At 61.8% G+C, this 22037-nt stretch carries 23 protein-coding genes; 13 read left to right on the top strand and 10 right to left on the bottom strand.

Features of this window, described 5'->3' with window-relative positions:
- Positions 1–18 precede the first annotated feature (18 nt).
- Complete coding sequence (locus tag SynA1524_RS08855; protein WP_186496954.1) at positions 19–1800, bottom strand: proline--tRNA ligase; 1782 nt, start codon at positions 1798–1800, stop codon at positions 19–21.
- Positions 1801–1946: 146 nt separating this feature from the next.
- Here SynA1524_RS08855 and SynA1524_RS08850 point away from each other — a divergent pair, with 146 nt between their 5' ends.
- The 4 genes from SynA1524_RS08850 (at position 1947) to SynA1524_RS08835 (ending at position 3991) form a co-directional block, all read left to right on the top strand.
- On the top strand, positions 1947–2411 hold the full coding sequence (locus tag SynA1524_RS08850; protein WP_186496952.1) for a DUF8631 domain-containing protein: 465 nt from the start codon (positions 1947–1949) through the stop codon (positions 2409–2411).
- Positions 2412–2685: 274 nt separating this feature from the next.
- Entirely contained in the window at positions 2686–3195 is a 510-nt protein-coding gene (locus SynA1524_RS08845; RefSeq protein WP_186496950.1) for an inorganic diphosphatase, read from the top strand.
- Between the two features lie 71 nt (positions 3196–3266).
- On the top strand, positions 3267–3626 hold the full coding sequence (locus SynA1524_RS08840) for a 2Fe-2S iron-sulfur cluster-binding protein (protein ID WP_011128628.1): 360 nt from the start codon (positions 3267–3269) through the stop codon (positions 3624–3626).
- A gap of 11 nt (positions 3627–3637) precedes the next feature.
- On the top strand, positions 3638–3991 hold the full coding sequence (locus SynA1524_RS08835; protein WP_186496948.1) for an arsenate reductase family protein: 354 nt from the start codon (positions 3638–3640) through the stop codon (positions 3989–3991).
- On the opposite strand, the gene SynA1524_RS08830 is transcribed toward SynA1524_RS08835, so the two are convergent.
- Entirely contained in the window at positions 3954–5459 is a 1506-nt protein-coding gene (locus SynA1524_RS08830) for a hypothetical protein (RefSeq protein ID WP_186496946.1), read from the bottom strand. The genes SynA1524_RS08835 and SynA1524_RS08830 overlap by 38 nt on opposite strands.
- A 76-nt stretch (positions 5460–5535) precedes the next feature.
- Between SynA1524_RS08830 and lepB the strand changes: the two genes are divergently transcribed.
- Entirely contained in the window at positions 5536–6207 is a 672-nt protein-coding gene (lepB, locus tag SynA1524_RS08825; RefSeq protein ID WP_186496944.1) for a signal peptidase I, read from the top strand.
- Here lepB and SynA1524_RS08820 read toward each other — a convergent pair.
- Entirely contained in the window at positions 6204–7463 is a 1260-nt protein-coding gene (locus tag SynA1524_RS08820; RefSeq protein WP_186496942.1) for an amidohydrolase family protein, read from the bottom strand. The two genes, lepB and SynA1524_RS08820, sit on opposite strands and share 4 nt — an antisense overlap.
- Before the next feature lie 3 nt (positions 7464–7466).
- The gene (locus SynA1524_RS08815) at positions 7467–8795 is read right to left on the bottom strand and encodes a histidine phosphatase family protein (protein ID WP_186496940.1); all 1329 of its coding nucleotides are present in this window, start codon (positions 8793–8795) and stop codon (positions 7467–7469) included.
- 76 nt (positions 8796–8871) lie between these two features.
- Between SynA1524_RS08815 and SynA1524_RS08810 the strand changes: the two genes are divergently transcribed.
- From SynA1524_RS08810 to SynA1524_RS08785, 6 genes are all read left to right on the top strand, one after another.
- Positions 8872–10140: a CPBP family intramembrane glutamic endopeptidase gene (locus tag SynA1524_RS08810; protein WP_186496938.1), complete on the top strand. Its 1269-nt coding sequence runs from the start codon at positions 8872–8874 to the stop codon at positions 10138–10140.
- 54 nt (positions 10141–10194) lie between these two features.
- Complete coding sequence (locus SynA1524_RS08805) at positions 10195–10635, top strand: hypothetical protein (protein ID WP_186499591.1); 441 nt, start codon at positions 10195–10197, stop codon at positions 10633–10635.
- Positions 10635–12434: a peptidoglycan D,D-transpeptidase FtsI family protein gene (locus SynA1524_RS08800; protein ID WP_186496936.1), complete on the top strand. Its 1800-nt coding sequence runs from the start codon at positions 10635–10637 to the stop codon at positions 12432–12434. The genes SynA1524_RS08805 and SynA1524_RS08800 overlap by 1 nt, the downstream gene beginning before the upstream one ends.
- Before the next feature lie 50 nt (positions 12435–12484).
- On the top strand, positions 12485–13657 hold the full coding sequence (locus SynA1524_RS08795) for a transaldolase (RefSeq protein ID WP_186496934.1): 1173 nt from the start codon (positions 12485–12487) through the stop codon (positions 13655–13657).
- A 79-nt stretch (positions 13658–13736) separates the two neighbouring features.
- On the top strand, positions 13737–14120 hold the full coding sequence (locus SynA1524_RS08790; RefSeq protein ID WP_186496932.1) for a Crp/Fnr family transcriptional regulator: 384 nt from the start codon (positions 13737–13739) through the stop codon (positions 14118–14120).
- Between the two features lie 9 nt (positions 14121–14129).
- A complete protein-coding gene (locus SynA1524_RS08785; protein WP_186496930.1) occupies positions 14130–15605 on the top strand; it encodes an FAD-binding domain-containing protein in 1476 nt (491 codons plus the stop codon).
- On the opposite strand, the gene SynA1524_RS08780 is transcribed toward SynA1524_RS08785, so the two are convergent.
- The 3 genes from SynA1524_RS08780 to pyrH are packed head-to-tail and all read right to left on the bottom strand — an operon-like array spanning position 15602 to position 18045.
- Positions 15602–16747 (bottom strand): NAD(P)/FAD-dependent oxidoreductase, encoded by a 1146-nt coding sequence (locus SynA1524_RS08780; RefSeq protein WP_186496928.1) that lies wholly within the window; start codon positions 16745–16747, stop codon positions 15602–15604. The two genes, SynA1524_RS08785 and SynA1524_RS08780, sit on opposite strands and share 4 nt — an antisense overlap.
- Positions 16744–17292: a ribosome recycling factor gene (frr, locus tag SynA1524_RS08775; protein WP_186496926.1), complete on the bottom strand. Its 549-nt coding sequence runs from the start codon at positions 17290–17292 to the stop codon at positions 16744–16746. The genes SynA1524_RS08780 and frr overlap by 4 nt, the downstream gene beginning before the upstream one ends.
- 39 nt (positions 17293–17331) lie before the next feature.
- Positions 17332–18045 carry a UMP kinase gene (gene pyrH / locus SynA1524_RS08770; RefSeq protein ID WP_186496924.1) on the bottom strand — a complete coding sequence of 238 codons (714 nt, stop codon included), beginning with the start codon at positions 18043–18045 and terminating at the stop codon, positions 17332–17334.
- A gap of 83 nt (positions 18046–18128) precedes the next feature.
- Between pyrH and SynA1524_RS08765 the strand changes: the two genes are divergently transcribed.
- Positions 18129–18317, top strand: a complete 189-nt coding sequence (locus SynA1524_RS08765; protein ID WP_186499590.1) for a hypothetical protein — start codon at positions 18129–18131, stop codon at positions 18315–18317.
- Positions 18318–18326: 9 nt separating this feature from the next.
- Here the strand turns inward: SynA1524_RS08765 and cobO are convergent, their stop codons facing one another.
- From cobO to SynA1524_RS08750, 3 genes are read right to left on the bottom strand one after another with little or no spacing between them, the layout of a single operon-like run.
- Positions 18327–18992: a cob(I)yrinic acid a,c-diamide adenosyltransferase gene (cobO, locus tag SynA1524_RS08760; protein ID WP_186496922.1), complete on the bottom strand. Its 666-nt coding sequence runs from the start codon at positions 18990–18992 to the stop codon at positions 18327–18329.
- Entirely contained in the window at positions 18989–19636 is a 648-nt protein-coding gene (locus SynA1524_RS08755; protein WP_186496920.1) for a class I SAM-dependent methyltransferase, read from the bottom strand. The genes cobO and SynA1524_RS08755 overlap by 4 nt, the downstream gene beginning before the upstream one ends.
- Entirely contained in the window at positions 19636–20778 is a 1143-nt protein-coding gene (locus SynA1524_RS08750) for a site-specific integrase (RefSeq protein ID WP_186496918.1), read from the bottom strand. Before SynA1524_RS08750 ends, SynA1524_RS08755 begins: the two co-directional genes overlap by 1 nt.
- A 72-nt stretch (positions 20779–20850) precedes the next feature.
- Here SynA1524_RS08750 and hemH point away from each other — a divergent pair, with 72 nt between their 5' ends.
- Positions 20851–22026 (top strand): ferrochelatase, encoded by a 1176-nt coding sequence (hemH, locus tag SynA1524_RS08745; RefSeq protein WP_186496916.1) that lies wholly within the window; start codon positions 20851–20853, stop codon positions 22024–22026.
- Positions 22027–22037 lie beyond the last annotated feature (11 nt).

Below are 22037 nucleotides of genomic sequence, written 5' to 3'. Positions count from 1 at the left end.
GAAAGATTGAGCGGGACTTTAAGGGCGCAGGGCCTTCAACAGTTCGCCGATCGCTTCGCCGTGGGGCAGTTTGCGCATCTCACGATTGCACCGCTGAACCATCTCAACGGTGCCTTCGGCGGCGTCACGTCCGATGACCAGCCTCCAGGGAATGCCGATCAGATCGGCATCTTTGAATTTCACCCCAGCCCGTTCCTTGCGGTCATCCAGCAGTACATCGATGCCCGCCTCCAGGAGCGTCGCGTACACCATGTCTCCGAGATCGGTCTGGGCGTCATCCTGAATGTTGGCGATCACCACGATGACTTCATAGGGAGCAATGGCGGCGGGCCAGCTGATGCCGGCATCGTCGTGGTGCTGCTCCACCGCTGCCTGGGCCAGGCGTGAGACGCCGATGCCGTAGCAACCCATCCAGAACGGTTCATCACGGCCGTTCTCGTTGGTGAAGCAGCAGTCGAGAGCCTGGGAATACTTACGCCCAAGCTGGAAGATATGGCCCACCTCAATGCCCCGCTTCTCCTGGAGTCGGGCGTCCGGGTTGTGAACGCAGCGCTCCCCTGCACGGGCTTTACGTAGGTCTTCTCCCACTGGAGCCCCACCCAGGTCACCCCAGCTGCAGTGGCTGCGGTGCTGGTCTTCAGCATTGGCGCCGCAGTGGAACAGCTCCAGCTCCGTGGCGGTGGTGTCGGCCAGGCGAAGAAATGAGGTCGTCCAGCTGGCGGCGTCAGCCAGCACCTCATCGGCAAGATCCGGGCCGATGGATCCGAAGGGAATGGTGTTGATCCCCTGCCGCTGTAGATCGTCTGGGCTGATCGGTCGGCAGTCGAGAACGCCCTGCTCGCTGCGGCGACTCACCGCATTCACCAGCTTCACCTCATTCAGCTCCTGGTCCCCCCGCAGGGACACCAAGACTGGCTGTTGTTGGCCGTCCTCAAGCCGTGCCAGCAGCAGCAGCACCTTCACCAGCTGCCCCGGCTGCCAGCCCTGGGCTGTGCATACCCCTTCAATCGTGGTCTGCCCAGGTGTCTCGAGGCGGGTGAGTGCTGCAGGGGGTAAGGGAGCGACCGCGTCGGGGATCGACACGGCTTTCTCCTGGTTGGCGGCATAGGCACCGTCAACGCTGATCAAGATCAGGTCTTCGCCAGCTTCCGCCGTGACCATGAATTCCTGGGATGCCGCACCACCGATGGCGCCGCTGTCGGCATCCACAGGCACCGCCTCGAGTCCGCAGCGCTCGAAGATGCGTCGGTAGGCCTGATCCATCACGGCGTAGGTCGCCTGCAGATCGGCTTTGTCGGCGTGAAAGGAGTAGGCATCTTTCATGATGAATTCACGCCCCCGCATCAGGCCGAACCTGGGGCGGATCTCATCCCTGAACTTCGTCTGCACCTGGTATATGTTCACGGGAAGTTGCCGGTAGGAGCGCAGCAGCTCGCCCGCCAGGCTGGTGATCACCTCCTCATGGGTCGGTCCCAGACCCAGTTCGCGCCCTTGGCGGTCCTCCAGGTGAAACATGATCCCTTCGCCGGCGGTGTATCCCTGCCAACGGCCACTGCGTTGCCAGAGCTCCGAGGGGTGCAGCTGGGGTAACAGAGTTTCAAGAGCACCAGCACGATTCATTTCCTCGCGGATGATCGTGGTGATGCGCTGCAACACCTTCCACATCATCGGCAGATAGGCGTAGATCCCAGAGCCGACTCGGCGAATGAACCCTCCACGCAACAGCAGCTGGTGGGAAGTGATTTCGGCTTCAGCTGGCACATCGCGCAGCGTCACCAGCATCAGGCGGGAGACGCGCATGGTCTGACTTTCAGCAGGCTCGAGAAACTATCACTGATCCAGAAGTATGCCGATTACACAACTGTCTCGCCCCCCGGAAAACCGCTGTGCGACCTGAGTCTCGACTGCTACCGTCCGCTCAGTCCAGGCTGTCCAAGGGCCGTCTCATGTTTCCTCGATCGGTTGAATCAGTGAACTCCCACATTCAATCCTCGGTAGAAATTGCCCTTGATCAGGCAGCTGCTTCTGCTTATGCCGACGTCCTGGTTGGTATCGACGACGTTCAGAAATCGCTGAATCGTTCGAGAGCTTCGGTCTACCGCTACACCAATACCGATCCACGCAATCTCAACCCGCCGTTCAACCCACGGAAGTTGAACCCCGAGTACCGCAGCGATCAGAAAGATCCCCTGCTGTTCCACCCCAATGAGGTGGCTCGTTTTGCAAAGGACGTCCTCCGCATCAAAGAAGTCACGGTTGAGGTCCTCAACTCGCCGTCGACGGCCACGCAACAGATGCTGGGTGACATCCTTCAGGAGCTGAGGGGAATCCGCTCCCACCTTGAGGGGCTTGATCAGCAGGCGTCGGATTTCACCGCGCATCGTGAACGGCAGGACAGGCCCGCTGCGTGAAGTCGGGATCAGTGACAGAATTACGCGTATCTCCGTGAATGAATGCGAACACGCTCCGGTGTGTTCCTGAACATGGCATCAGACCCAGACCAACCCTTTCACAACGAAGCATCCGCCCACGAGGAGCAAGAAGAACCGTTCAGTCCGGGTTCACCGTCTCTCGTTCTGGCAGGTCTGATGATCTCCATGCTGAGCGTCACAGCACCGATGCTTGCAGTGATTTCAGACCGGGGCTCGCTGCCAAACCGGCTGAAGCCGACTGCACTCGATCGCGATGGATCTCAGCCGCCTGTCCCCCTCACCGTCCTCCGGCCTGGTCAATCTTCTGGTGGAGATTCCCGCTGGAAGTCGCAATAAATACTCCTATTGCCATTCCACTGGATTGATGGTGCTGGACCGCGTTTTGCATTCTTCGATCCGGTACCCGTTTGATTACGGATTCGTTCCCAACACCCTCGCTGCCGACGGCTCCCCCCTAGACGCGATGGTCATCATGGCCGAGCCGACGTTCGCGGGTTGTCTGATCCGTGCGCGACCGATTGGTTTGCTGGATCTCAAGGACAACAACGTCGCCGATGCGAAGCTGCTGTGTGTCCCGGATGCTGATCCTGGACAGCGGGACATCCACAGCATCCGCCAAATCGCCCCGTCTCAACTGGAGGAGGTGGCTGAGTTTTTCAGGACTTACCGAAGCTTCGAGGGGCGTTCGCTTGAAGTCAGCGGCTGGAGAGATGCGGGTGCTGTTCCGGCATTGCTTGACCAGTGCATCCAGGCCGCCGATTGATTCGTCGCCCAACTGCAGATCACAGGCCGGATGCTTGTAGGTTGGTGCGCACTTGAGACTCCGTACGACCCGTGCCCACCATCCGATTTGAGCAGGAAGGCCAGCAGGTTGGATGCATCGAAGGCGCGAACCTCCGCAAGGCTGCCCTTGATGCCGGCATCAATCCCTACAACGGTGTCAACAACCTCAACAACTGCAGCGGTGTTGGCCAGTGCGGCACTTGTGTGATGGAAGTGGTGGAAGGACAGGCCAACCTGTCCCCTCGCAGCGACGTTGAAGAGGTTTATCTGGCTGACCGCCCGGCCAATTTCCGTCTCAGCTGCCGGACCACCGTCAACGGTGATGTGACGGTTCGTACCCGCCCCGCTGAGGGCGTCGGCCGCGGTTCCAACAGCCTGATCGGTGCCATCAAATCGCTGTTCGGCCGCTGATTTCGGCACATATGCTTCAGGTTTACAGCTACAACCGCTGCAGCACCTGTCGACGGGCTCTATCATGGTTAAGTGACCACGGTCTGGATCATACGGTGATCGACATCACAGCGGATCCTCCGTCGCGAGAGATCCTGGCCTCGGCCATGGAGCAATTCGGCGACCGTCGCCCACTGTTCAACACCAGTGGACAGAGTTACAGAGCCCTTGGTGCAGTAGTCGTCAAGGCCATGTCTGACGATGAAGCACTCGATGCCCTGGCGGCGGATGGCCGTTTGATCAAGCGACCGTTCGCTATCACACCTGATGGGCAGGTCTTGGTGGGCTTCAAACCGGAGGTTTGGCAGGACCAGTTGAAGGGCTGAAATTCAGCCCATCCAGTTCGTTGATCAAGTCATCCACACCCCCTTGATCACGCAGCTGCCGGAAGCTTGAGCGCTTGATGTCCTCCAGAAACGACGCCAGCAGCGTCTGGCTCCGCTCCAGCACAGGCCCATCGTCCAAAACTCTGGCAAGTTCTTCCCAAAATCGATCCAGCGCATCGGTCCCCAGTTGATCAAGGGTTTGGTCGCGCTGGCCCAGACGGCTGCCGGTGGTTCTGGAGAGATCCAGCAAGGAATCAATCACGCCACTGGCCAGCTGCCGACTGAACTCCGATTCCGCTCTTAGCAGGCCTGGAAGCCGTTGCAGTGTGTCGGGTCTGATTCGGCTGTTCATGCTCTGTTGAAGCACGTGACTCAGCAAGGCAACCAGTTGAGGCCGTAGTGAAGGCCCCACCCGGGTGAGCAGCAGAGGCCCCCAGAGTCGCAACAGCTCCAACAGCTCACGCTGGTCGTTCTGGTCCGTGGTCTGGTACGTGCAAAAACCCCGAATTCGTTGCGGCAGCTGGGGGGATCGGATGATCTGCTGCAGGGCATCCACCACGCGAATGGTGATCACCTCAAACAGCTCCACAGCGAGTAGCGCCACAACGCCTCGGCTGATGACGGCCCTCAGCGGTTCCAGCTGGATCAGTCCTGAGACGGAACAACGTTCGGTGACAGGAACGATCCGCAGCAGTCGCCAGAAGGGAATCAGCAGGGGCAGATCAATCCACCGACGCAGCAGGGCATCCCGCCAGCGAATGGCGGGGTAGCGCCGTTTCAGCCGCAGGGTTCGCAGCAGGATGTCCAGGAGGAACAGCAGCTGGAAGGGGGTGTCGATTCTCCAGCTGAGATCCGTGAGCTGGCCGCTGTCGTCAAGGCTTCTCCAGTAGTTGATCTCCACCAGCGGCAGGATCTGCCTGCGCCAGAACGCTCGTTCCTGACTCCATTCGACCCCCTTGATGTGATCCGGGTCGAGCAACAGGGATGCTGACTGTCGGGCGGATTCGAGGCCGGCATGGGCTCGTAGTCGGTTCTTGATTTTTTCCAGCGCACCAGTGTTGCCGGAACTCAGGAAGGGATTGGCCTCCAACATGCGCAGCGTGAGCTGGCGTTGTTGCTCCAGCAGTGCGTTCTCCGTCGCCGGCGACTGGGCTTTGCTGCTCAGGGCCTGATCCAACACCTGGAACTGCTCGAGATACCTCTGGGTGTCTCGGTGCGGTTCGATGCCCTTGATCCGGTCATAGACCGGAGTGATGTCCGGCAGCCAGGGCAGCGGCACCACCAGTGGCAGCGTTGGCAGCGGGTAGAGATTCCGCTGCAGCCAGAAGTTGCGCAGGGGGATGTAGGAGACATCGAAGATCACCCAGGCCAGGTTCGTGGCGGCCAGCAGAGCGATCGCCTGGTCCCATCGGCGCCAGGAGCTCCAACGGGTGGATCGGGATAGCCCTTGCCAGCGGGGACGGATCATCGGCTGATCAAGGGGCTCAGGAGAAGAGGCTCGGCATGCCCTCTATCGTGAGCCAGATTTCCCCGGAAAGGGCCCGTTGGCAAGCGATCGTTCAAAGACAAACGAGGGAAATCAACATCCCTTCTGGGATTTCTGGGGGCCAATTCTTTTCATGTTCGCCCTGTATTTGGGCATTCGTCAGGTCTTGGTTGAAGCTCGATACATCCCCTCAGGGTCGATGCTGCCTGGCCTTCAGATCCAGGATCGGCTGCTGGTGGAGAAGCTCACTTATCGATCACGCCCCCCGAAGCGCGGAGAAATCGTCGTCTTTAACTCCCCCTACGCCTTTGACCCGGCCTTGAAAACGCCGGTTCGCCCTTCAGTGGTGCGCTGTGCCCTGGTCAACCTTCCCTTGCTGGGCCTGATCCCTGGACTGGGCAATCCGGCTTGCGACGCCTATATCAAGCGGGTGATCGCCATTGGCGGCGATCGGGTTGAGGTCAGCCCCAGTGGAGCGGTCACCCTCAACGGTCAGCGCATCGAGGAGCCTTATGTGGGTCAGGCCTGCCTGGTTAATCAGCAGGGAATGAGTCCCTGTCGAACCCTGAACGTCACCGTCCCCAAGGGCTCGGTGCTCGTGTTGGGTGATAACCGCCGCAACAGCTGGGACGGACGCTTCTGGCCAGGTGGTGCCTTCCTGCCGGAGCAAGAGATCATCGGCCGGGCCGTGTTCCGCTTCTGGCCCTTCAACCGTTTTGGTCTTCTCTAACTACTAAGCCCGCAGGCCACCACCCGCCCTTGCATGGTGCGTCCCAGCCAGGGCAGGTTTGCGGCTCCCGGTGCGGCGGGATCATCGCGGTTCACCGTCCAGCTGATCTCGGGGTCAAACAGCAGCCAGCGGCGGCTGCCGACCAGCAGCGATTCCGCCGGCTGGTCCAGAAAAGCGGATGGACCGAAACTGAGCACATCCCAGAGGGATTCGATCGAGAAGTCACCCTGATCAACCAAGGCAGACCAGAGCGCCGGCAACACGAGGTGGTGCCCACTCAGGCCTGGAGGCCGCTGATCCGCCGGCAGCACCATATCTTCCTCATCAAGGGGCACGGCATGCACGGCGATCGCCTGAATGACGCCGGACTGCAGGGCTGAACGCAGGCTCAACCGGTCCGCAGCTCCTCCGAGGGATGGACGCACGCGGCAGCCGGGATCTGTGCTGGAGAGGCTGCTGCCATCTACCAGCAGATGCCACCAACACACACTGGCCTTGAGCTGTCGGTCGGCTTGGCCGAGAAGGTCTACGGCAGCAGCTGTGGAGATGTTCATCAACCGCAGCTGCCGGTCGGGATGACGCTGCTGCAGGGCCAGAAGCTGTTGAAGGGGCAGCAGTTCGCTGATCAAGGGATCCGGTGCCCAGCCAGCCCGCAGGGTCTCGACCCCCTCCCGAGTCAGGCCGTCCCCCTGGAGATTCGGATCCCTGGGGGCAATCAGCACGGGGCAGGATCCCATCTCGCCAAGGAGGAGACCTCTCTCCAGCAGCGGCAATGGCACAACGGCATCGTCATCAGCAAGGCCGATGGCACCGTGTTCCAGTAGATCGCCGTGGGGTGCCAGCTCGTCTCCTTTGCCGTTCAGGCTGAAACCTCCCCAGAGGGGCAGGTGAACCGACGACGGGTCCGCGTTCTGAAGGCCGATCAGGCGCTCCGGCTGATCCCGCCAGCTCTGCCCTCGCGGCAACAGGGCCACCTGGCCGTATCCCCCTGCGGCAGCACAACGCCGCAAGCTACGGATCGTTTCCGTTGGCCCGCTGATCGGTGCGGGCAGAACCGTATGGGGGTCCACCAGGCAGGGGGCAAGCAGCTGCTGGGGGGCAGCGGTCGCTTGAATGCCGAGTTGTGCCGCTGCTGTGCGGGCCGCGTCACCGAAGCCGCTGAGAACCCCTGATTCGATCAGAGCAGCACCCTGCTGAAGCTCCGTTCGGGGGCCATGCAGAATCCGAACCGGATCCAGCAGCAGGATGTCGTGCATGGGTCAGAGGGCGCCCGCGGCGGTCCGATCGATCACGCTCCCGAAGTGGGACGTGAGGTTGAGACAGGTCACCACTTCAGGCTGGCTCGGATCCGGAGTGATGTCGACCACGGTGACCCCGCTGTTGCCCTGCTTCACCGCCCAGATGTCCGCAGGAGTGAGGCCGAGCAGATCGCAAAGGATGGTCTTGTTGACGGCATCGTGAGCCACAACGAGGGCGGTCTCCTCGGGTTTCAGCCCTTTGGCGATCTCCTGCCAGCTGGTGACGGAGCGGGCCCAGACATCTTGAATCGTCTCGCCTTCCGGCATCTGAACCGTTTCAGGAGCACGCTTCCAGGTTTCCAGCAGGTCGGACCATCCCTCCCGGATCTCGGATTCGAGCTTGCCTTCCCAGAGTCCATGGCCGATTTCCACGAGGCCATCGATCTGCTTAAGGGGCACCCCGGAATGGGCTTCGAGGATGATCTCGGCGGTTTCGGTCGGCCGGGAGAGGGTGCTGCTCCAGGCACGATCGATGGACACATCCTTGAGGAAGTCGCGTGCGGCGGCTGCCTGGCTGCGGCCATGGTCATTGAGGGGAATGTCGATCTGTCCCTGAAAACGCCCCGCCTTGTTCCAGTCGGTCTCGCCGTGACGCACCAAAATCAATCGAGCACCCTTCCCCCTTTCAGGCAGAGGCTGCAGATGGGTGGTGCTGTTGAGGCACTCGATCTGCACCTGCGGCTGATCGACTCCAGGCCTCAGGTTGAAGATTGACAGCGAGGTGTTGTCGACCCTGAGTCGTCGGAATCCCTGCTCGGGTTCTCCGAGCAGGGTGAGCATCAGGCAACGGAGGATGGCGTTGTGGGCCACCACGAGCACCGTGCCGTCCTGGTCAACCGGGTGGCGTTGGGTCAGGCCGTCCACGAAGCTGCGGGCCTGATCCATCAGCTCCACCAGCGGGCGATAGCCGCTGCCGTCCCGTCGCTGCAGTTCCAGTTCCAGTGGCTGGCGCTTCCAGGTGGCGAAATCCACGGGGTGGCGTTCCGTGAGCTCATCGATGCTCATCCCCGACCAGGGCTCCAAGTCCACCTCCAGCAGACCGTCATCGAACTCCGGTGTCGGTGCCGAGCCGCCGCGTCCCTCAAGCAGCGAGGCCGTGGTGGATGCCGCCCGTTGCAGGGGGGAGCTGTAGATCGCGTCGAAGGGAACCTCCGTCAGGCTGGCGCCGAGGCGGCGGGCCTGGTCGTGTCCCTCGTCGCTCAAATTGGACAGGTCGTCGCGACCCTGGATGCGACGTTCCTTGTTGAAGCTGCTCAGACCGTGGCGGACCAGGAGTAGGCGGAGGGTCACCGTTCAGCGTCAAGGCGCGGCCATCGTATGGGGCAAGCCCTTCAGAGGGACAATCGGGTGTAGTCGAGCCCACCTGGTGTCCCCTAGCTCCCATCGCCAGGCCCCTGTTCCGCCTTGGAAAAATCTGCTTGGGGCCCTATCCCTGCTGGCGGCTGCCTTGATCTGGACGTCGGGTCTTGTGAACAGCCTCTCAAGGCCTTCCGTGGCGCCGAGTCTGAATCTTCAGCAGCAGGAAGTTCAGCTGTTGGCCGAACCGGCTCTGCCGGACACGTTGGGTTCTGTCTTACGGGGGGGCGAGAACCCGCGATCCATGCTCAAGGGGTCCCTGGAGCAAATCCCAGCCGCTGATCGTTCCTGGCGTCAGGCCCAGCTGTTGGACCTGCTGCAGAACGTGGTGGCGACGGTGCCGGAGATCAATGCGGCAGACGATCCGCTGCTGGATCGACTGCTTTGTGAAGCCCGTGGTGGCACCCCTGGCGACTGCATCAACCCGGCCGTGGCGCGATCCGCGGCCGTTCGTTTGTCCGTGAGTGCCCTGCTGCCGCTGGTCACAGCCATAACTGGTTCGGCTCTGCTGCTGGGTCAGGGCTGGCGTCTCTGGCGTGGTCGCCGTGAGAGCTGGCCGGATCTCAAGGGCCCGACTCTCACCCTCCTGGACATGGCGCTGCTGGTGGCCGGTGGGTTTGTCGTGATCAGTGCCGTCGGTGTTCCGCTGCTGGCCCTGCCACTGGTCTCCAGGCTGACGGCTGGATTGGATAGTCCTCGCCGGGAAGCGGTGGGCGTAGTCATCAACTACAGCGTGATGGCCTTGCCCAGCCTGTTGATCCTGCGTCGTCAGCTGGCCAGCCTTCCCAAAGACATCACGCCGGAAGGGGGTTGGCTGCAGTGGCGGTGGCGGCCGCTGCCAGGAGCCTTCTTCACCGCTCTGGCCGGCTGGTTCAAAGTCACCCCCATCGTCGTGCTCACCGGCTGGTTGCTGGTGCGGCTGTTCGGAGATCCCGGGGGAAGCAACCCTTTATTGGAGCTGGTGCTGGAGAGTCGAGATCCGCTGGCCTTGTCCCTGCTGGCGTTAACGGCGGTGGTGCTGGCTCCTTTGTTCGAAGAAGTGATCTTCCGCGGCACGCTGCTGCCGGTGCTGGCCCGTCGGACCGGTTCGGTGTCGGGTGTGGTGCTCAGCGGTCTGCTGTTCGGAATGGCACACATCAGCATCGGTGAACTGGCCCCGCTCACCGTGCTGGGAATTGGGCTCGCTCTGGTGCGTTTATCGAGTGGACGCCTGTTTCCCTGCGTGTTGATGCATGCCCTCTGGAATGCGGTCACATTCGTGAATCTGCTTCTGTTGTGAGCCTTGCAGTGGCCAGGTGCGAGTGGTTCACTGGCACATCCGCCTGCAACTCCGCTGGTCGCCGCTCCGGAACAGCGTTCTTCGACGACAGCTCTGGGGCTGATCCAGGGCTCGCTGTCTTCCGGCCGGATTGCACGGCGGTCTCCTTTAATTGGGGGACTGCATCGTGTCGCCGATGGCAGTCTGCTCGGGGTGTTTGCCGCCCTTGCCGTTCTGGCGGGTCTCACCCTGCACTGGCAGCACCGTTGGACCGTGGCCTTTCAGCGCTTGGATGCCACAAGACTGCTGGCCCATCGCCTGACGGAGTCCACAGCTGTTCTTGAGCAGCATCTGCTCCAAGGCACCAGCCGACCTGAAGACCTGGTCCCAACCAAGGTGGTCAACCTCGTTCATCTCGAGCAGCCAGCCACCATTCCCGCTTCGGCTTCACCACGACCCGATCTGTTGCATTCCCTGGAGCAACTGACGCAACGGCGGATCCGCCCCGGCTACTGATGACCCGGACCGTTCCTCCCCCGTCCCGGAAACGGCTGCGCACCCGTGTCGTCCCCCTGGCCAAGGTTCCCACCAGGCGGCTGTGGATTGTTTTTCTGATCCTGTGCACCGGCCTTGTCGGTCTGGTTGGGCGGATGGCTTGGCTGCAGGTGGTCCAGACGGGTGAGCTCGAGTCCAGAGCCCGTCGCCTCCAGACCCAGACCAGCGCAACATTGGGGCAACGCCGCCCGATCGTCGATCGCAATGGTCGACTGGTGGCGATGGACGAAGTCCGCTTTCGGCTCTGGGCCCACCCGCGTTACTTCAACCTTCCTGGTGATGACCCCGGCCTGGTTCGGCCGCCTGAAGATGTGGTGGACCTGCTTGCTACACCCTTGGCACAACCGGCTCCGCAGCTGCTGAAGCAGCTTGGCCGGAGGCGCTCCGGGGTCAAGCTGGCGGAAGGCCTGGATCCGGAGACGGCTCAACGGATCCGTTCCCTGGGCATCAGCGGCTTGGATTTGGAGGCCTATCCCCAGCGGGTCTATCCCCAGGGGGATCTCTTCGCCAACGTCGTCGGTTTCCTCAACGACGAGCGTGTTCCCCAGGCGGGCCTTGAGCAGAGCAGGAACGCTGAACTGCTGAGGCATGAGCAGTCCAGGCGTCTGCGCCGCGGTGCCGACGGCACACCACTTCCCGATGATCTGGCCCCTGGGGCGTTCTATGGCGATGACCTGCGCTTGCAGCTCACCCTCGATGCCCGGCTTCAGGAGCTCGCTGTCCAGGCACTGGCGGCCCAGGTCGCCAAGTGGAAGGCCAAGAAGGGGGCCGCCATCGTCATGGATGCCACCAATGGTGAACTGCTGGTGCTGGCGTCAACACCGACCTACGACCCCAATCGCTACTGGCGCTTTTCACCGGCACGATTCCGTGAGTGGTCCGTGCAGGATCTCTATGAACCAGGATCCACCTTCAAACCGATCAATCTGGCTCTGGCGCTTCAGGAAAAAGCGATCAGTCCCACCGACCGTGTGAATGACGTCGGTCAGCTCACCATCGGCGGTTGGCCGATCAACAACCACGACAAGGAAGCCCACGGTCTGGTGGATTTCGCCACGGTTCTGCAGGTGTCCAGCAACGTCGGGATGGTTCAGGCGATGCGACGTCTGGACAACAAAACCTTCTGGGACTGGATGAATCGTCTTGGGATTGATCGGCGCCCGGACACCGATCTTCCTGGGGCTGTGGCCGGTCAGCTCAAGACAAAGGAGCAGTTCATCACCCATCCGATTGAGCCGGCTACCACAGCCTTCGGTCAGGGGTTCTCACTCACCCCGTTGAAATTGGTCCAGCTGCATGGGGTCCTGGCCAACGGTGGTCGTCTGGTGAGTCCTCACATCACCCGTGGGTTTCGCTCCGGCGATACTCTCGCGCCTGCGGCAGAACCCGGCGGTCAGCCCCTGCTGAAGCCTGAGGTGACCCGCACGGTGATGGCCTGGATGGAATCCGTCGTGGACAAGGGCAGCGGCAAGGGGGTGAAGACACCCGGATACCGCATCGGTGGCAAAACAGGGACGGCTCAGAAAGCCCTCAATGGGATTTATCTGCCTGGGGCCAAGATCTGCAGCTTTGTGGCGACCCTGCCTGTTGAGGATCCGCGATACGTGGTTCTGGTGGTGGTCGATGAGCCCCAGGGAGCCCACGCCTATGGCTCCACGGTGGCTGTTCCGGTGGCGAAGCAGATCATCGATGCCCTGCTGATCGTGGAGAAGATCAGCCCATCGAAACCTGCAGAATTGAACAAGGCGATGACGAGCTGACGGGTCTGAAATCGCAGCTACGTTTGCAACAAACGTGCCACATCTACGCCATGGCAACCCTGCTCGACCAGCTCTCTGCGATGACCGTCGTGGTAGCGGATACCGGTGATCTCGAGGCAATCCGTAAGTTCACGCCCCGTGACGCCACAACCAACCCGTCATTGATCCTGGCAGCTGCACAAATCCCTGCTTATCAAAGTCTGATTGATGAGGCGTTGCGCTCCTCACGCAAGCTCATCGGTGATGACGCTCCTGTTGAGGACGTTGTGCATGAAGCCCTGGATGAAATCAGTGTGATTTTCGGTAAGGAAATCCTCAAGATTGTTCCCCGCCGTGTGTCCACCGAAGTCGATGCACGCTTGAGCTACGACACCGACGCCACGATCGAGAAGGGTCGCAAGCTGATCCGCCTGTATAACGACGCGGGCATCAGCAATGACCGCGTTCTGATCAAGATCGCGTCCACCTGGGAGGGCATCAAGGCGGCTGAAGTGCTGGAAAAAGAAGGGATCCACTGCAACCTCACCCTGTTATTCGGTTTCGGTCAGGCCGTGGCCTGTGCTGAAGCTAGTGTGACCCTGATTTCTCCCTTCGTGGGCCGCATCCTCGATTGGTATAAGGCTGATACGGGTCGTGACTCCTATCCCGGCCCCGAAGACCCCGGCGTGATCTCGGTGACCCGGATCTTTAATTACTACAAGACATATGGCTACAACACTGAAGTGATGGGTGCCAGCTTCCGCAATCTCGATGAGATCACGGAATTGGCAGGCTGCGATCTGTTGACCATTTCACCCAAGTTGCTGGATCAGCTGCGCGAGAGCGATGCAGCCTTAAGCCAGAAATTGGACGCGAATAATCCCATTGGTGGGGAAGAACAAATCCATGTGGATCGCGAACGCTTCGACGCCATGATGGCGGAGGATCGGATGGCGACGGACAAGCTCGGCGAAGGCATTAAAGGCTTCAGCAAAGCGATTGAAACCCTTGAGCATCAATTGGCGCATCGACTTGCCGAACTCGAAGGTGGTGAAGCCTTCCGTCATGCGGTTCAGGAGATTTTCATGCTCAATGACATGAACGGCGACGGATGCATCACCCGCGATGAGTGGCTGGGCAGTGATGCCGTTTTCGATGCCCTTGATCTCGACCATGACGGTCGTCTGACCCCTGAAGAGGTGCGGAAGGGATTCGGTGCAGCACTGACCCTGACCACGGCTTGATCCGTTGGGGATGAATTGAGTGGCCTTTACCTCCTTTTGAATTTCAATCCCCACACTTTGAAGGTCTGGATTCAAATCGATGCACGCCCTTGACACGATGCGCGCTCTTGCCAGCAAAAGCGAAGTGTTGTCTCTGAACAGCGGTGATGTTCTGTTCAACACCGGTGATTCAGGTTCCACGATGTACGGAATTGTCGAGGGGTCGGTTCGACTCTCCTGGACAGATGGTGCAGGGAATCAGGGCCATGAGGACATCCCAGTTGGACACGTGTTCGGGGCCGGGGCGCTGGTGATGGGTGACCATCAACGTCTCGGCACCGCGACGGCACTTGAAAACTGCCGCCTGATCGAGATGACCAGGGAGAAATTCCTGTTCGCGGTTCAGGAAGCACCGATGTTCGCCATCGAACTGCTGGCCTCCATCGATGAGCGCCTGCGCGACATCAAAATGGGTGTGAATTGATCATCCCCGTTGTCGTCTCCGCAGATCGTCTGGTTTAAGCGCGATCTGCGGGTCGATGACCACCGACCCTTGCTGGAAGCGGCAGCCCATGGGCCTGTGCTTCCGCTCTATGTGGTGGAGCCGGAACTGTGGCAGCAGCCCGATGCTTCCGAGCGGCAGTGGTTGTTTTGCCGTGAGTCGCTGCTGGAGTTGCGCCAGGCCCTGGCGGACCTCGGCCAACCGTTGGTGGTGCGCTCAGGTGATGTTGTGCGGGTGCTGGAGCGGGCCCGACGCCAGTTCGGCATCGATGGGCTGTGGAGCCATGAGGAAACCGGCAACGGCTGGACGTATCAGCGCGACAAACGCGTGGGGGCCTGGGCGCAAGCGAATGGCATTCAGTGGCGTGAAATTCCCCAATTCGGGGTGACGCGGCGGATGCGCAGCCGCAATGGCTGGGCCAAGCGCTGGGAGGCGCAGATGGCGGAGCCGATCACACCAGCCCCTGCTGGCCTGCCCGCTTTGGAGGGCATTGATCCCAGCGTGATTCCGGAGCGGCCCTGTTCAGACCTGCTTTCGGATGGGTGTCCGAAGCGGCAGAACGGTGGGCGGTCGATCGGCCTGGGGGAGTTGCGCGATTTTCTGCAGCACCGGACTCCGCGCTATCCACGGGCGATGTCGAGTCCCAACACGGCATTCACGGGTTGTTCGCGCCTGTCGGCGTACCTCACCTGGGGCTGCCTCTCGATGCGCGAGGTGCTGCAGACCAGCCGCACATGCAGCGGCCGCGGCGTCAGCAGTTTTGTATCACGGCTGCACTGGCACTGCCACTTCATCCAGAAGCTGGAGGATCAGCCGGCGATTGAGTTCAGCGATTTCCATCCGTTCATGCGGGGCATTCGCGAGATGGATGCCGAGCGCTTGAGGGCCTGGAGCGAAGGCCGCACTGGCGTGCCTTTTGTCGATGCCTGCATGCGCGCTCTGCGGGCCCATGGTTGGATCAACTTCCGCATGCGGGCGATGTTGATGTCCTTCGCCAGTTACAACCTCTGGCTGCCCTGGCGGGACAGCGGCCTGCATTTGGCGCGCCAGTTTGTCGATTACGAGCCGGGGATTCACTGGAGCCAGTGTCAGATGCAGTCGGGCAGCACGTCGATCAACACGATTCGGATCTACAACCCGATCAAGCAGGGCATGGACCACGACCCAGAGGGCGTGTTCATCCGTCAGTGGTGCCCAGAACTGAAGGAGGTGCCCACGATTCACATCCATGAGCCCTGGATGTTGGGGGGTGGCATGCCAGCACCGATCGTTGACGTCACCGTGTCGATGCAGCAAGCCAAAGACCGCATCTGGGCGATCCGTCGCTCAGCCGGTTTTGATCGCCATGCCGATGCTATTCAGCGCATGCACGGCTCCCGTAAAGCGGGTCTCAAACCCACCACCCGTCGCCGTCAACAGAAGCGCTCCGTTGACGGCGGGGTGCAACAACTCAGCCTTGAGCTTTAGTTGCGTTGCAGCAACAGCCTGCGGATCACCCGTTGGGCGATGTCGCCGTAACCCATCTCGCCGGAGAGGATCTGGGCGATACGCTTTGGGGCTGTGGGGCGCTTGATGCCAAGTTGATAGCCCACACCAGGGAATCGGTAAAACACCTGGGCGATGCGCCGGCCCCAGGCCATCGATTCGCCCCAGCGCTCGCGCATGCTTTGGGTGTAGCCCCGCAGATCAGGCTGGTCGCCACGCAACCACTGGTTCAGATGAGCGGCAGCTTCACAGCCACTCATCAGGGCAGGCCTCAGCCCCTCCGCCAGAAAGGGGTCGCACAGTGACGCAGCATCACCCACCACCACAATCCCTACGCCATCAAGGCAGTGATGGCCGTTCCAAACCCGCAGTTGGCCCCGTTGACGCATGCCGGCATCAGCAGCGAAGCCAAGGTCCGGCAGCAGTTGCGCCAACACCTGCTCCGGATCGGCATCCTGCTTGCCGATGAAGCTGCCCACGCCGATGTTCACGCCACCGGCAATCGGAAACGCCCAGGCGAAGCCCTGTTTCACCAGGCCGAATTCAAAACGGGTGCTGCCATCCGCGAGATTGCCCTGGCCTTCCAGTCGTACCGACATCGTGGAGGCCATTTGTGGTTTCTTGGCTCCTAGCCCAAGTCGTTGCGGCCAGGGTGACCCCGACCCATCGGCGATCACCACGGCCTTGGTCTGCCAACGGCGACCATCCGTTGCCGTCACCTCCCACACGTCTCCGTTGCGGTTGATGCCGTTCACCGCAACGCCGGCACGTCGTTCGGCTCTAGCCAGCATCGCCTGATCCGCCAGCAATTGATCCAGCCTTTCGCGGCGCACGATCCAGAACGGTGCATCCCCCGGCAGTTCCGCGACCACCGGATCCTCCAGGCACCAGCTGAAATCCACCCGGCGGATCACCTGTTCCACCGCCGGTTCCAATGAAAACGGGAACCATTGCTGCACCGAAGCGGCCATGCCACCGCCGCAGTGTTTGATCCGCGGCTCGGCGTCGCGCTCCAGCACCAGCACGTCGTGACCCGCTGCCGCCAGATGAAACGCTGCCGCACCTCCCGCGGCACCGGACCCGACGATCAGCGCATCATGGATCCGCTCCGATCCGTTGCTCACACCTTGAGGATGTCGGCTTCCTTGTCAGCCAGGTGCTTTTCCAGTTCGGCGATGAACGTGTCGAGGGTTTTTTGAACGGCATCCTGTTCATCACGGCTCTGATCTTCTGAGAAGTCGCCGTCCTTTTCCTGCTTCTTGATCTTGTCGATCGCGTCGCGGCGCAGATTGCGCAGGGCCACCTTGCCTTCTTCTGCGTACTTCGACGCCAGCTTGCAGAACTCCTTGCGCCGTTCTTCGGTGAGGGGCGGCACGTTGATGCGGATGATCTTGCCGTCGTTGTTGGGGGTGAAGCCCAGTTCGCTCATGGCGATCGCCTTCTCAATTGAGGCCAAAGCACTGATGTCGAACGGCTGGATCTGGATCGTCTGGGAATCCGGGGTCGACAACGTGGCAAGTGATTTCAGCGGTGTCTCGGCGCCGTAGTACTCCACGCTGATCCGATCCAGCAGGGAGGAATTGGCCCGGCCGGTGCGGATCGTGTTGAAGTTGCGCTGGGTGGCCTCCACCGACTTGCGCATGCTGGCTTCGAGGTCCTGGGTCGACATGGTTGCTGTTAAGGGAGGCGTGCAGGCGTGGCTGCGTTGTCAGGCGGGATTGCCGATGCGGGATCCGATCGGTTCACCTGCCACTGCTCTGCCGATGTTGCCAGGTTCAAACAGGTTGAAAACAACAATCGGAATGTTGTTGTCTTTGCACAAGGCAATGGCGGTGCTGTCCATCACGGCCAATTCACCGCTCAGCACATCCTGATAGGTGAGATGGGCATGCTTCACCGCATCAGCATGTTTGGCCGGATCCTTGTCGTACACACCATCCACCTTGGTGGCTTTGAACACCACATCGGCATTGATTTCAGCGGCCCGCAGGGCGGCGGTGGTGTCGGTGGTGAAGAAGGGATTGCCGCAACCGGCGCCGAACACCACCACCCGACCCTTCTCCAGATGGCGCATCGCCTTGCGGCGGATGTAGGGCTCCGCAACTTCCTGCATCGCAATGGCCGTTTGCACCCTGGTGGGGACCCCGGCCCGCTCCAAGCCGTCCTGCAAGGTGATGGCATTCATCACCGTGGCCAACATGCCGACGTAGTCCGCCGTGGCCCGCTCCATTCCAGCCGCAGAACCCTTGAGGCCACGGAAGATGTTGCCGCCGCCCACCACGATGGCCAGTTCCGTGCCCCCGGCCACCACCTTGGCGACATCGGACGCGACTGAATTCACAATGGCGGGGTCGATTCCGTAACCCTGCGTACCCATCAGGGCTTCGCCACTGAGCTTCAGCAGCACACGGGAATAGGTCATCCAGATCCCAGATCCAAACGACAGTAGCAAGCACTGGCCAGATCACCCTGGCCTCGTTTGGATGGGTGAACCGTTCCGACCGGATGCCAGAAACCGAAAGCAGTCACAGCGGTGTAATGGCCAGGCTGACTCTGTCGGCCCTGGAACGGGCCAGCCGAGATCCCGCTTGCTGGAAGGATCCTGTGGTGCATCGGGCCCTGCTGGTGAGTGGCCTCTCCGTATTGACGGAAGCCACCAAGCGTCTCAACGAGGATCTAGAAGCAACAGCCTGATCGTCCTTATCAGTATTCGATGCCGGCCTGGGCCTTGACGCCCTGCTCGCGGAACGGGTGGTGCACCAGGGTCATCTCCGTCACCAGATCAGCTCTCTCCACCAGGGCTGCCGGCGCCCCGCGGCCGGTCACTGCCGCATGAGTGAGCTCCGGGCGCTCGTTCAAACCGTCAATCACCGTTTCGGCATTGATGTAGCCCAGCTTCAGGGCCACATTCAGCTCGTCCAGCAGCACCAGCTTCACGGCACCATCACGCAGGTACCCCAGGGCGGTCTGCCAGGCCTCTTCCACCAGCTGTTGATCCCGTTCCCGGTCCTGGGTTTCCCAGGTGAACCCTTCGCCAAGGGCATGCCAGCTCACCTGATCGCCGAAGGCTTTCAGCGCCCGTGCTTCGCCGGGTTCCCATCCCCCCTTGATGAACTGCACGATCGCCACCCGCTCGCCATGGCCCAGGCTGCGCAACACCAGCCCCAGCCCAGCGGTGGTTTTGCCCTTGCCCTGGCCGGTGAACACCAGCACTAATCCCTTTTCTTTGTTGCGTTCTTCCACCCGTTGTTTCTGCACCTGCTGGCGCCGTTCCATCCGCTTGCGGTAACCGGCATCGTCGGTTTCAGGGGCGAGATTGCCTCCCATGCCCAGTTCGGCGGCGGATTGATCGAGGTCACTGCTGCTCATGAGGGCGTGCTGTCTGCGGAACGGGTTGCGGTGATGCGTTGCAAAGCCTGACCCGCCAACAGCTCCTGGTTCACGGCAGAGAAACCCAGTTGCTTCAGCTGTGCGGGGAGGTCGTCCTCCAGCATGGCGGTGGCGGTATCGGTTTCAAACAACGCACAGAACAGCTGCTGCGGCAGCCGCAGCCATGGCCCTGCTGGGTGCAGGTCCACCACCACCAGCCAGCCACCGGGTTGCAGCAGCCGCAGACAGCTGCGCAGCACCGCCTCCCGGTCGGTTCGCGGGAATTCGTGCAGGGCCACACTCAGCTGGATGGCCGCGAAGCTTGCATCCGCCAGTGGTGGGTCTTCCGCTAATCCCTCCACCCGGGTCATCGCGGGATGCCGTTGCGCCGCCAGGGCAAGGGCACGGGGTGAGATGTCGAGCCCTGTCACGCGGTAGCCGGCCTCCAGCCAGGGGGCGGCCGCCTCGCCACTGCCGCAGCAGAGGTCCAGCACGGCGGCGTCCGGGCTCAGATGGGGGCCTAAAGCCTCCAACCCAAGCCCGCGCAACCGCTCCACCCCGCCGACACTCAACGACGAGACGGCCGTCACCAGGTCGTAGATCCAGCGATGCCGATAGGCTAGTGGCCGCAGAAAGGAGCTCATCAGGCCTGCTGGCGTGCCAGGGCTGCATCCACCGCCTGCTGCTGATCACGCCGGGTGATCCAGTGGTGATACGTGCGGGTGTGAATCGCCACGGAGTGTCCCATCATCCTGGCGGCAACGGTATCGGGAAGTCCGATGTGGATGGTGCGCACCGCCCAGGCATGGCGCAGGTCGTAGGGGGTGATCGGCAAGCCATAACGGCGGAACTGTTCACTCACCCGTCGCCCCACCTGCTGCAGGGTGGTGCGGCGCAGATCGGTCTGGATCTGCGGCAGTGCCTCTTCACGGCTTCCCAGGCTGGTGAGGCTGAAGCGGTCCACCCACTCCGGCTGGAACGGCCACACCTGGTGTTCACCTGTTTTGGTGTTGGGCAGCACCCGGATCACCCGGTCACCGTGCTCGGCCAAGGCACTGAGATCGCAGAAAAACACCTCATGGTTGCGTAATCCATAGGTGGCCATCAGGCCGTAGGCCAGCCGCCATCGGGGGTTGGGGATCCGCAGCACCGCTTCGAGGATCTGCGCGTCTGTCGGCAGCTGCCGAAAGCGTGCCCGGTGCAGCCCGTAGCCGCCGGCTTCCTGTCGCCAGTCCTCCGGCAGGGCAAGGCCGAGATGCTGGGCCAGGGCCGCGAGGGCCGTGGAACACTGCTGGCGGCTGCGGCTTCCATCCTCATAACTGCGCAGGGTTTGCAGCAGCAATGCAGCGTTGAGGGGTGCTTCACCGCTGAGGTGGCGCAGGCGTCTGAGATAGGGGAGGTAGGCCCCACTCCAGGTGGTGCGGCTGCCGGCGGCGGCGCGGCGGCGGCGGGGGTCGTTGAAAAAGGCTTGTTCGAAGGAGCCGATCGCTGCGTCTGCACCGGTTCCGGTGGATCCGCGCGGCGTGGTCTGCCAGTCCTCCCAGTTGAAGCGGTCACGATCCAGCTGCCGTTGAACCTGATCCAGGGTTTCCTTGGCCTCCTGCAGGCCAGCGGCATCGGCCCGTAGCCCCAGGCTGATGCGCTGCACCTTGGTTTTGGATGGCTCGTCCCGCAGCGGCAGCGGTCCCCTCAGGTTGAGGCCCTGGCCACGTTGCTCGATGCGCAGCCGTGTCCCCTGGACAGCCAGCTGCGCGTTGAGGGCATTCAGGCTGTTGCGAAGGTCCATAGCTGAGGCTTCAGCGCCCAAGATGACGTTGACGCGGGTTACGCTCAAGCCCCTGATTTCACGGTTGTTGGCATGTCCCGCGTCGGCGTCGTCCTGCTGAATCTGGGGGGACCCGAACGCATTCAGGATGTCGGACCGTTTCTCTACAACCTGTTTGCTGACCCGGAGATCATCCGGCTACCCAGCCCCGCCCTGCAGAAGCCCCTGGCCTGGTTGATCAGCACCCTTCGCAGCGGTAAATCCCAGGAGGCCTATCGCTCCATCGGCGGCGGATCACCCCTGCGCCGGATCACCGAACAGCAGGCCCGGGAGCTGCAGAGTCTGCTGCGGCACCGCGGACTGGATGCCACCACCTACGTCGCGATGCGGTACTGGCATCCGTTCACGGAATCCGCCGTGGCTGACATGAAGGCGGATGGCATGGATGAGGTGGTGGTGCTGCCGCTCTATCCCCACTTCTCCATCAGCACCAGCGGCTCCAGCTTCCGGGAACTGCAGCGGCTGCGTCAGGGCGATGCAGCCTTCGAACAGCTTCCGATCCGCTGCATCCGCAGTTGGTTTGACCACCCCGGCTACATCAAGGCGATGGCCGAGCTGATCGCCGAAGAGGTGCGCAACAGCGACGACCCGGAAAAGGCCCATGTCTTTTTCAGTGCCCACGGCGTGCCCAAGAGCTACGTGGAGGAAGCCGGTGATCCCTATCAGCAGCAGATCGAGGCCTGCACCGATCTGATCATGAAATCCCTGGCGGAGCACATGGGCCATGCCAACCCCCACACCCTCGCGTATCAGAGCCGAGTGGGTCCGGTGGAATGGCTGAAGCCCTACACCGAGGAGGCGCTCGAGCAACTGGGGGAGGCCAAGACCAACGATCTAGTGGTGGTGCCCATCAGTTTCGTCAGCGAGCACATCGAAACACTCGAGGAGATCGACATCGAATACCGGGAGCTTGCCACCGAAGCCGGTGTGGTCAATTTCCGCAGGGTGCGTGCCCTTGATACTTACCCTCCCTTCATCGAGGGGTTGGCGGATCTGGTGACCAGCAGCCTGGAGGGGCCTGAGGTGAGCCTCGACGCAGCGGCTGAACTGCCCACCAAAGTGAAGCTCTACCCCCAAGAAAAGTGGGAATGGGGCTGGAACAACAGTTCCGAGGTTTGGAACGGACGCCTGGCCATGCTCGGTTTTTCCGCGTTTCTGTTGGAGCTGATCAGCGGCCATGGCCCGCTGCATGCCCTCGGTTTGCTCTGAGCAAGCCAGGA

The organism is Synechococcus sp. A15-24, assembly GCF_014280195.1.
GTDB lineage: Bacteria > Cyanobacteriota > Cyanobacteriia > PCC-6307 > Cyanobiaceae > Parasynechococcus.
This window is presented reverse-complemented; position numbering and strand designations above follow the sequence as displayed.

Bases quoted from the DNA above. Each gene is read 5' to 3' on its own strand.
- SynA1524_RS08795 (WP_186496934.1), top strand. From the start codon at position 12,485: ATGGCAACCCTGCTCGACCAGCTCTCTGCGATGACCGTCGTGGTAGCG.
- SynA1524_RS08755 (WP_186496920.1), bottom strand. From the start codon at position 19,636: ATGAGCTCCTTTCTGCGGCCACTAGCCTATCGGCATCGCTGGATCTAC.
- SynA1524_RS08820 (WP_186496942.1), bottom strand. From the start codon at position 7,463: ATGCACGACATCCTGCTGCTGGATCCGGTTCGGATTCTGCATGGCCCC.
- SynA1524_RS08750 (WP_186496918.1), bottom strand. From the start codon at position 20,778: ATGGACCTTCGCAACAGCCTGAATGCCCTCAACGCGCAGCTGGCTGTC.
- cobO (WP_186496922.1), bottom strand. From the start codon at position 18,992: ATGAGCAGCAGTGACCTCGATCAATCCGCCGCCGAACTGGGCATGGGA.
- pyrH (WP_186496924.1), bottom strand. From the start codon at position 18,045: ATGACCTATTCCCGTGTGCTGCTGAAGCTCAGTGGCGAAGCCCTGATG.
- SynA1524_RS08790 (WP_186496932.1), top strand. From the start codon at position 13,737: ATGCACGCCCTTGACACGATGCGCGCTCTTGCCAGCAAAAGCGAAGTG.
- SynA1524_RS08845 (WP_186496950.1), top strand. From the start codon at position 2,686: ATGGATCTCAGCCGCCTGTCCCCCTCACCGTCCTCCGGCCTGGTCAAT.
- SynA1524_RS08830 (WP_186496946.1), bottom strand. From the start codon at position 5,459: ATGATCCGTCCCCGCTGGCAAGGGCTATCCCGATCCACCCGTTGGAGC.
- SynA1524_RS08800 (WP_186496936.1), top strand. From the start codon at position 10,635: ATGACCCGGACCGTTCCTCCCCCGTCCCGGAAACGGCTGCGCACCCGT.
- frr (WP_186496926.1), bottom strand. From the start codon at position 17,292: ATGTCGACCCAGGACCTCGAAGCCAGCATGCGCAAGTCGGTGGAGGCC.
- SynA1524_RS08765 (WP_186499590.1), top strand. From the start codon at position 18,129: ATGCCAGAAACCGAAAGCAGTCACAGCGGTGTAATGGCCAGGCTGACT.
- SynA1524_RS08850 (WP_186496952.1), top strand. From the start codon at position 1,947: ATGTTTCCTCGATCGGTTGAATCAGTGAACTCCCACATTCAATCCTCG.
- hemH (WP_186496916.1), top strand. From the start codon at position 20,851: ATGTCCCGCGTCGGCGTCGTCCTGCTGAATCTGGGGGGACCCGAACGC.
- SynA1524_RS08835 (WP_186496948.1), top strand. From the start codon at position 3,638: ATGCTTCAGGTTTACAGCTACAACCGCTGCAGCACCTGTCGACGGGCT.
- SynA1524_RS08855 (WP_186496954.1), bottom strand. From the start codon at position 1,800: ATGCGCGTCTCCCGCCTGATGCTGGTGACGCTGCGCGATGTGCCAGCT.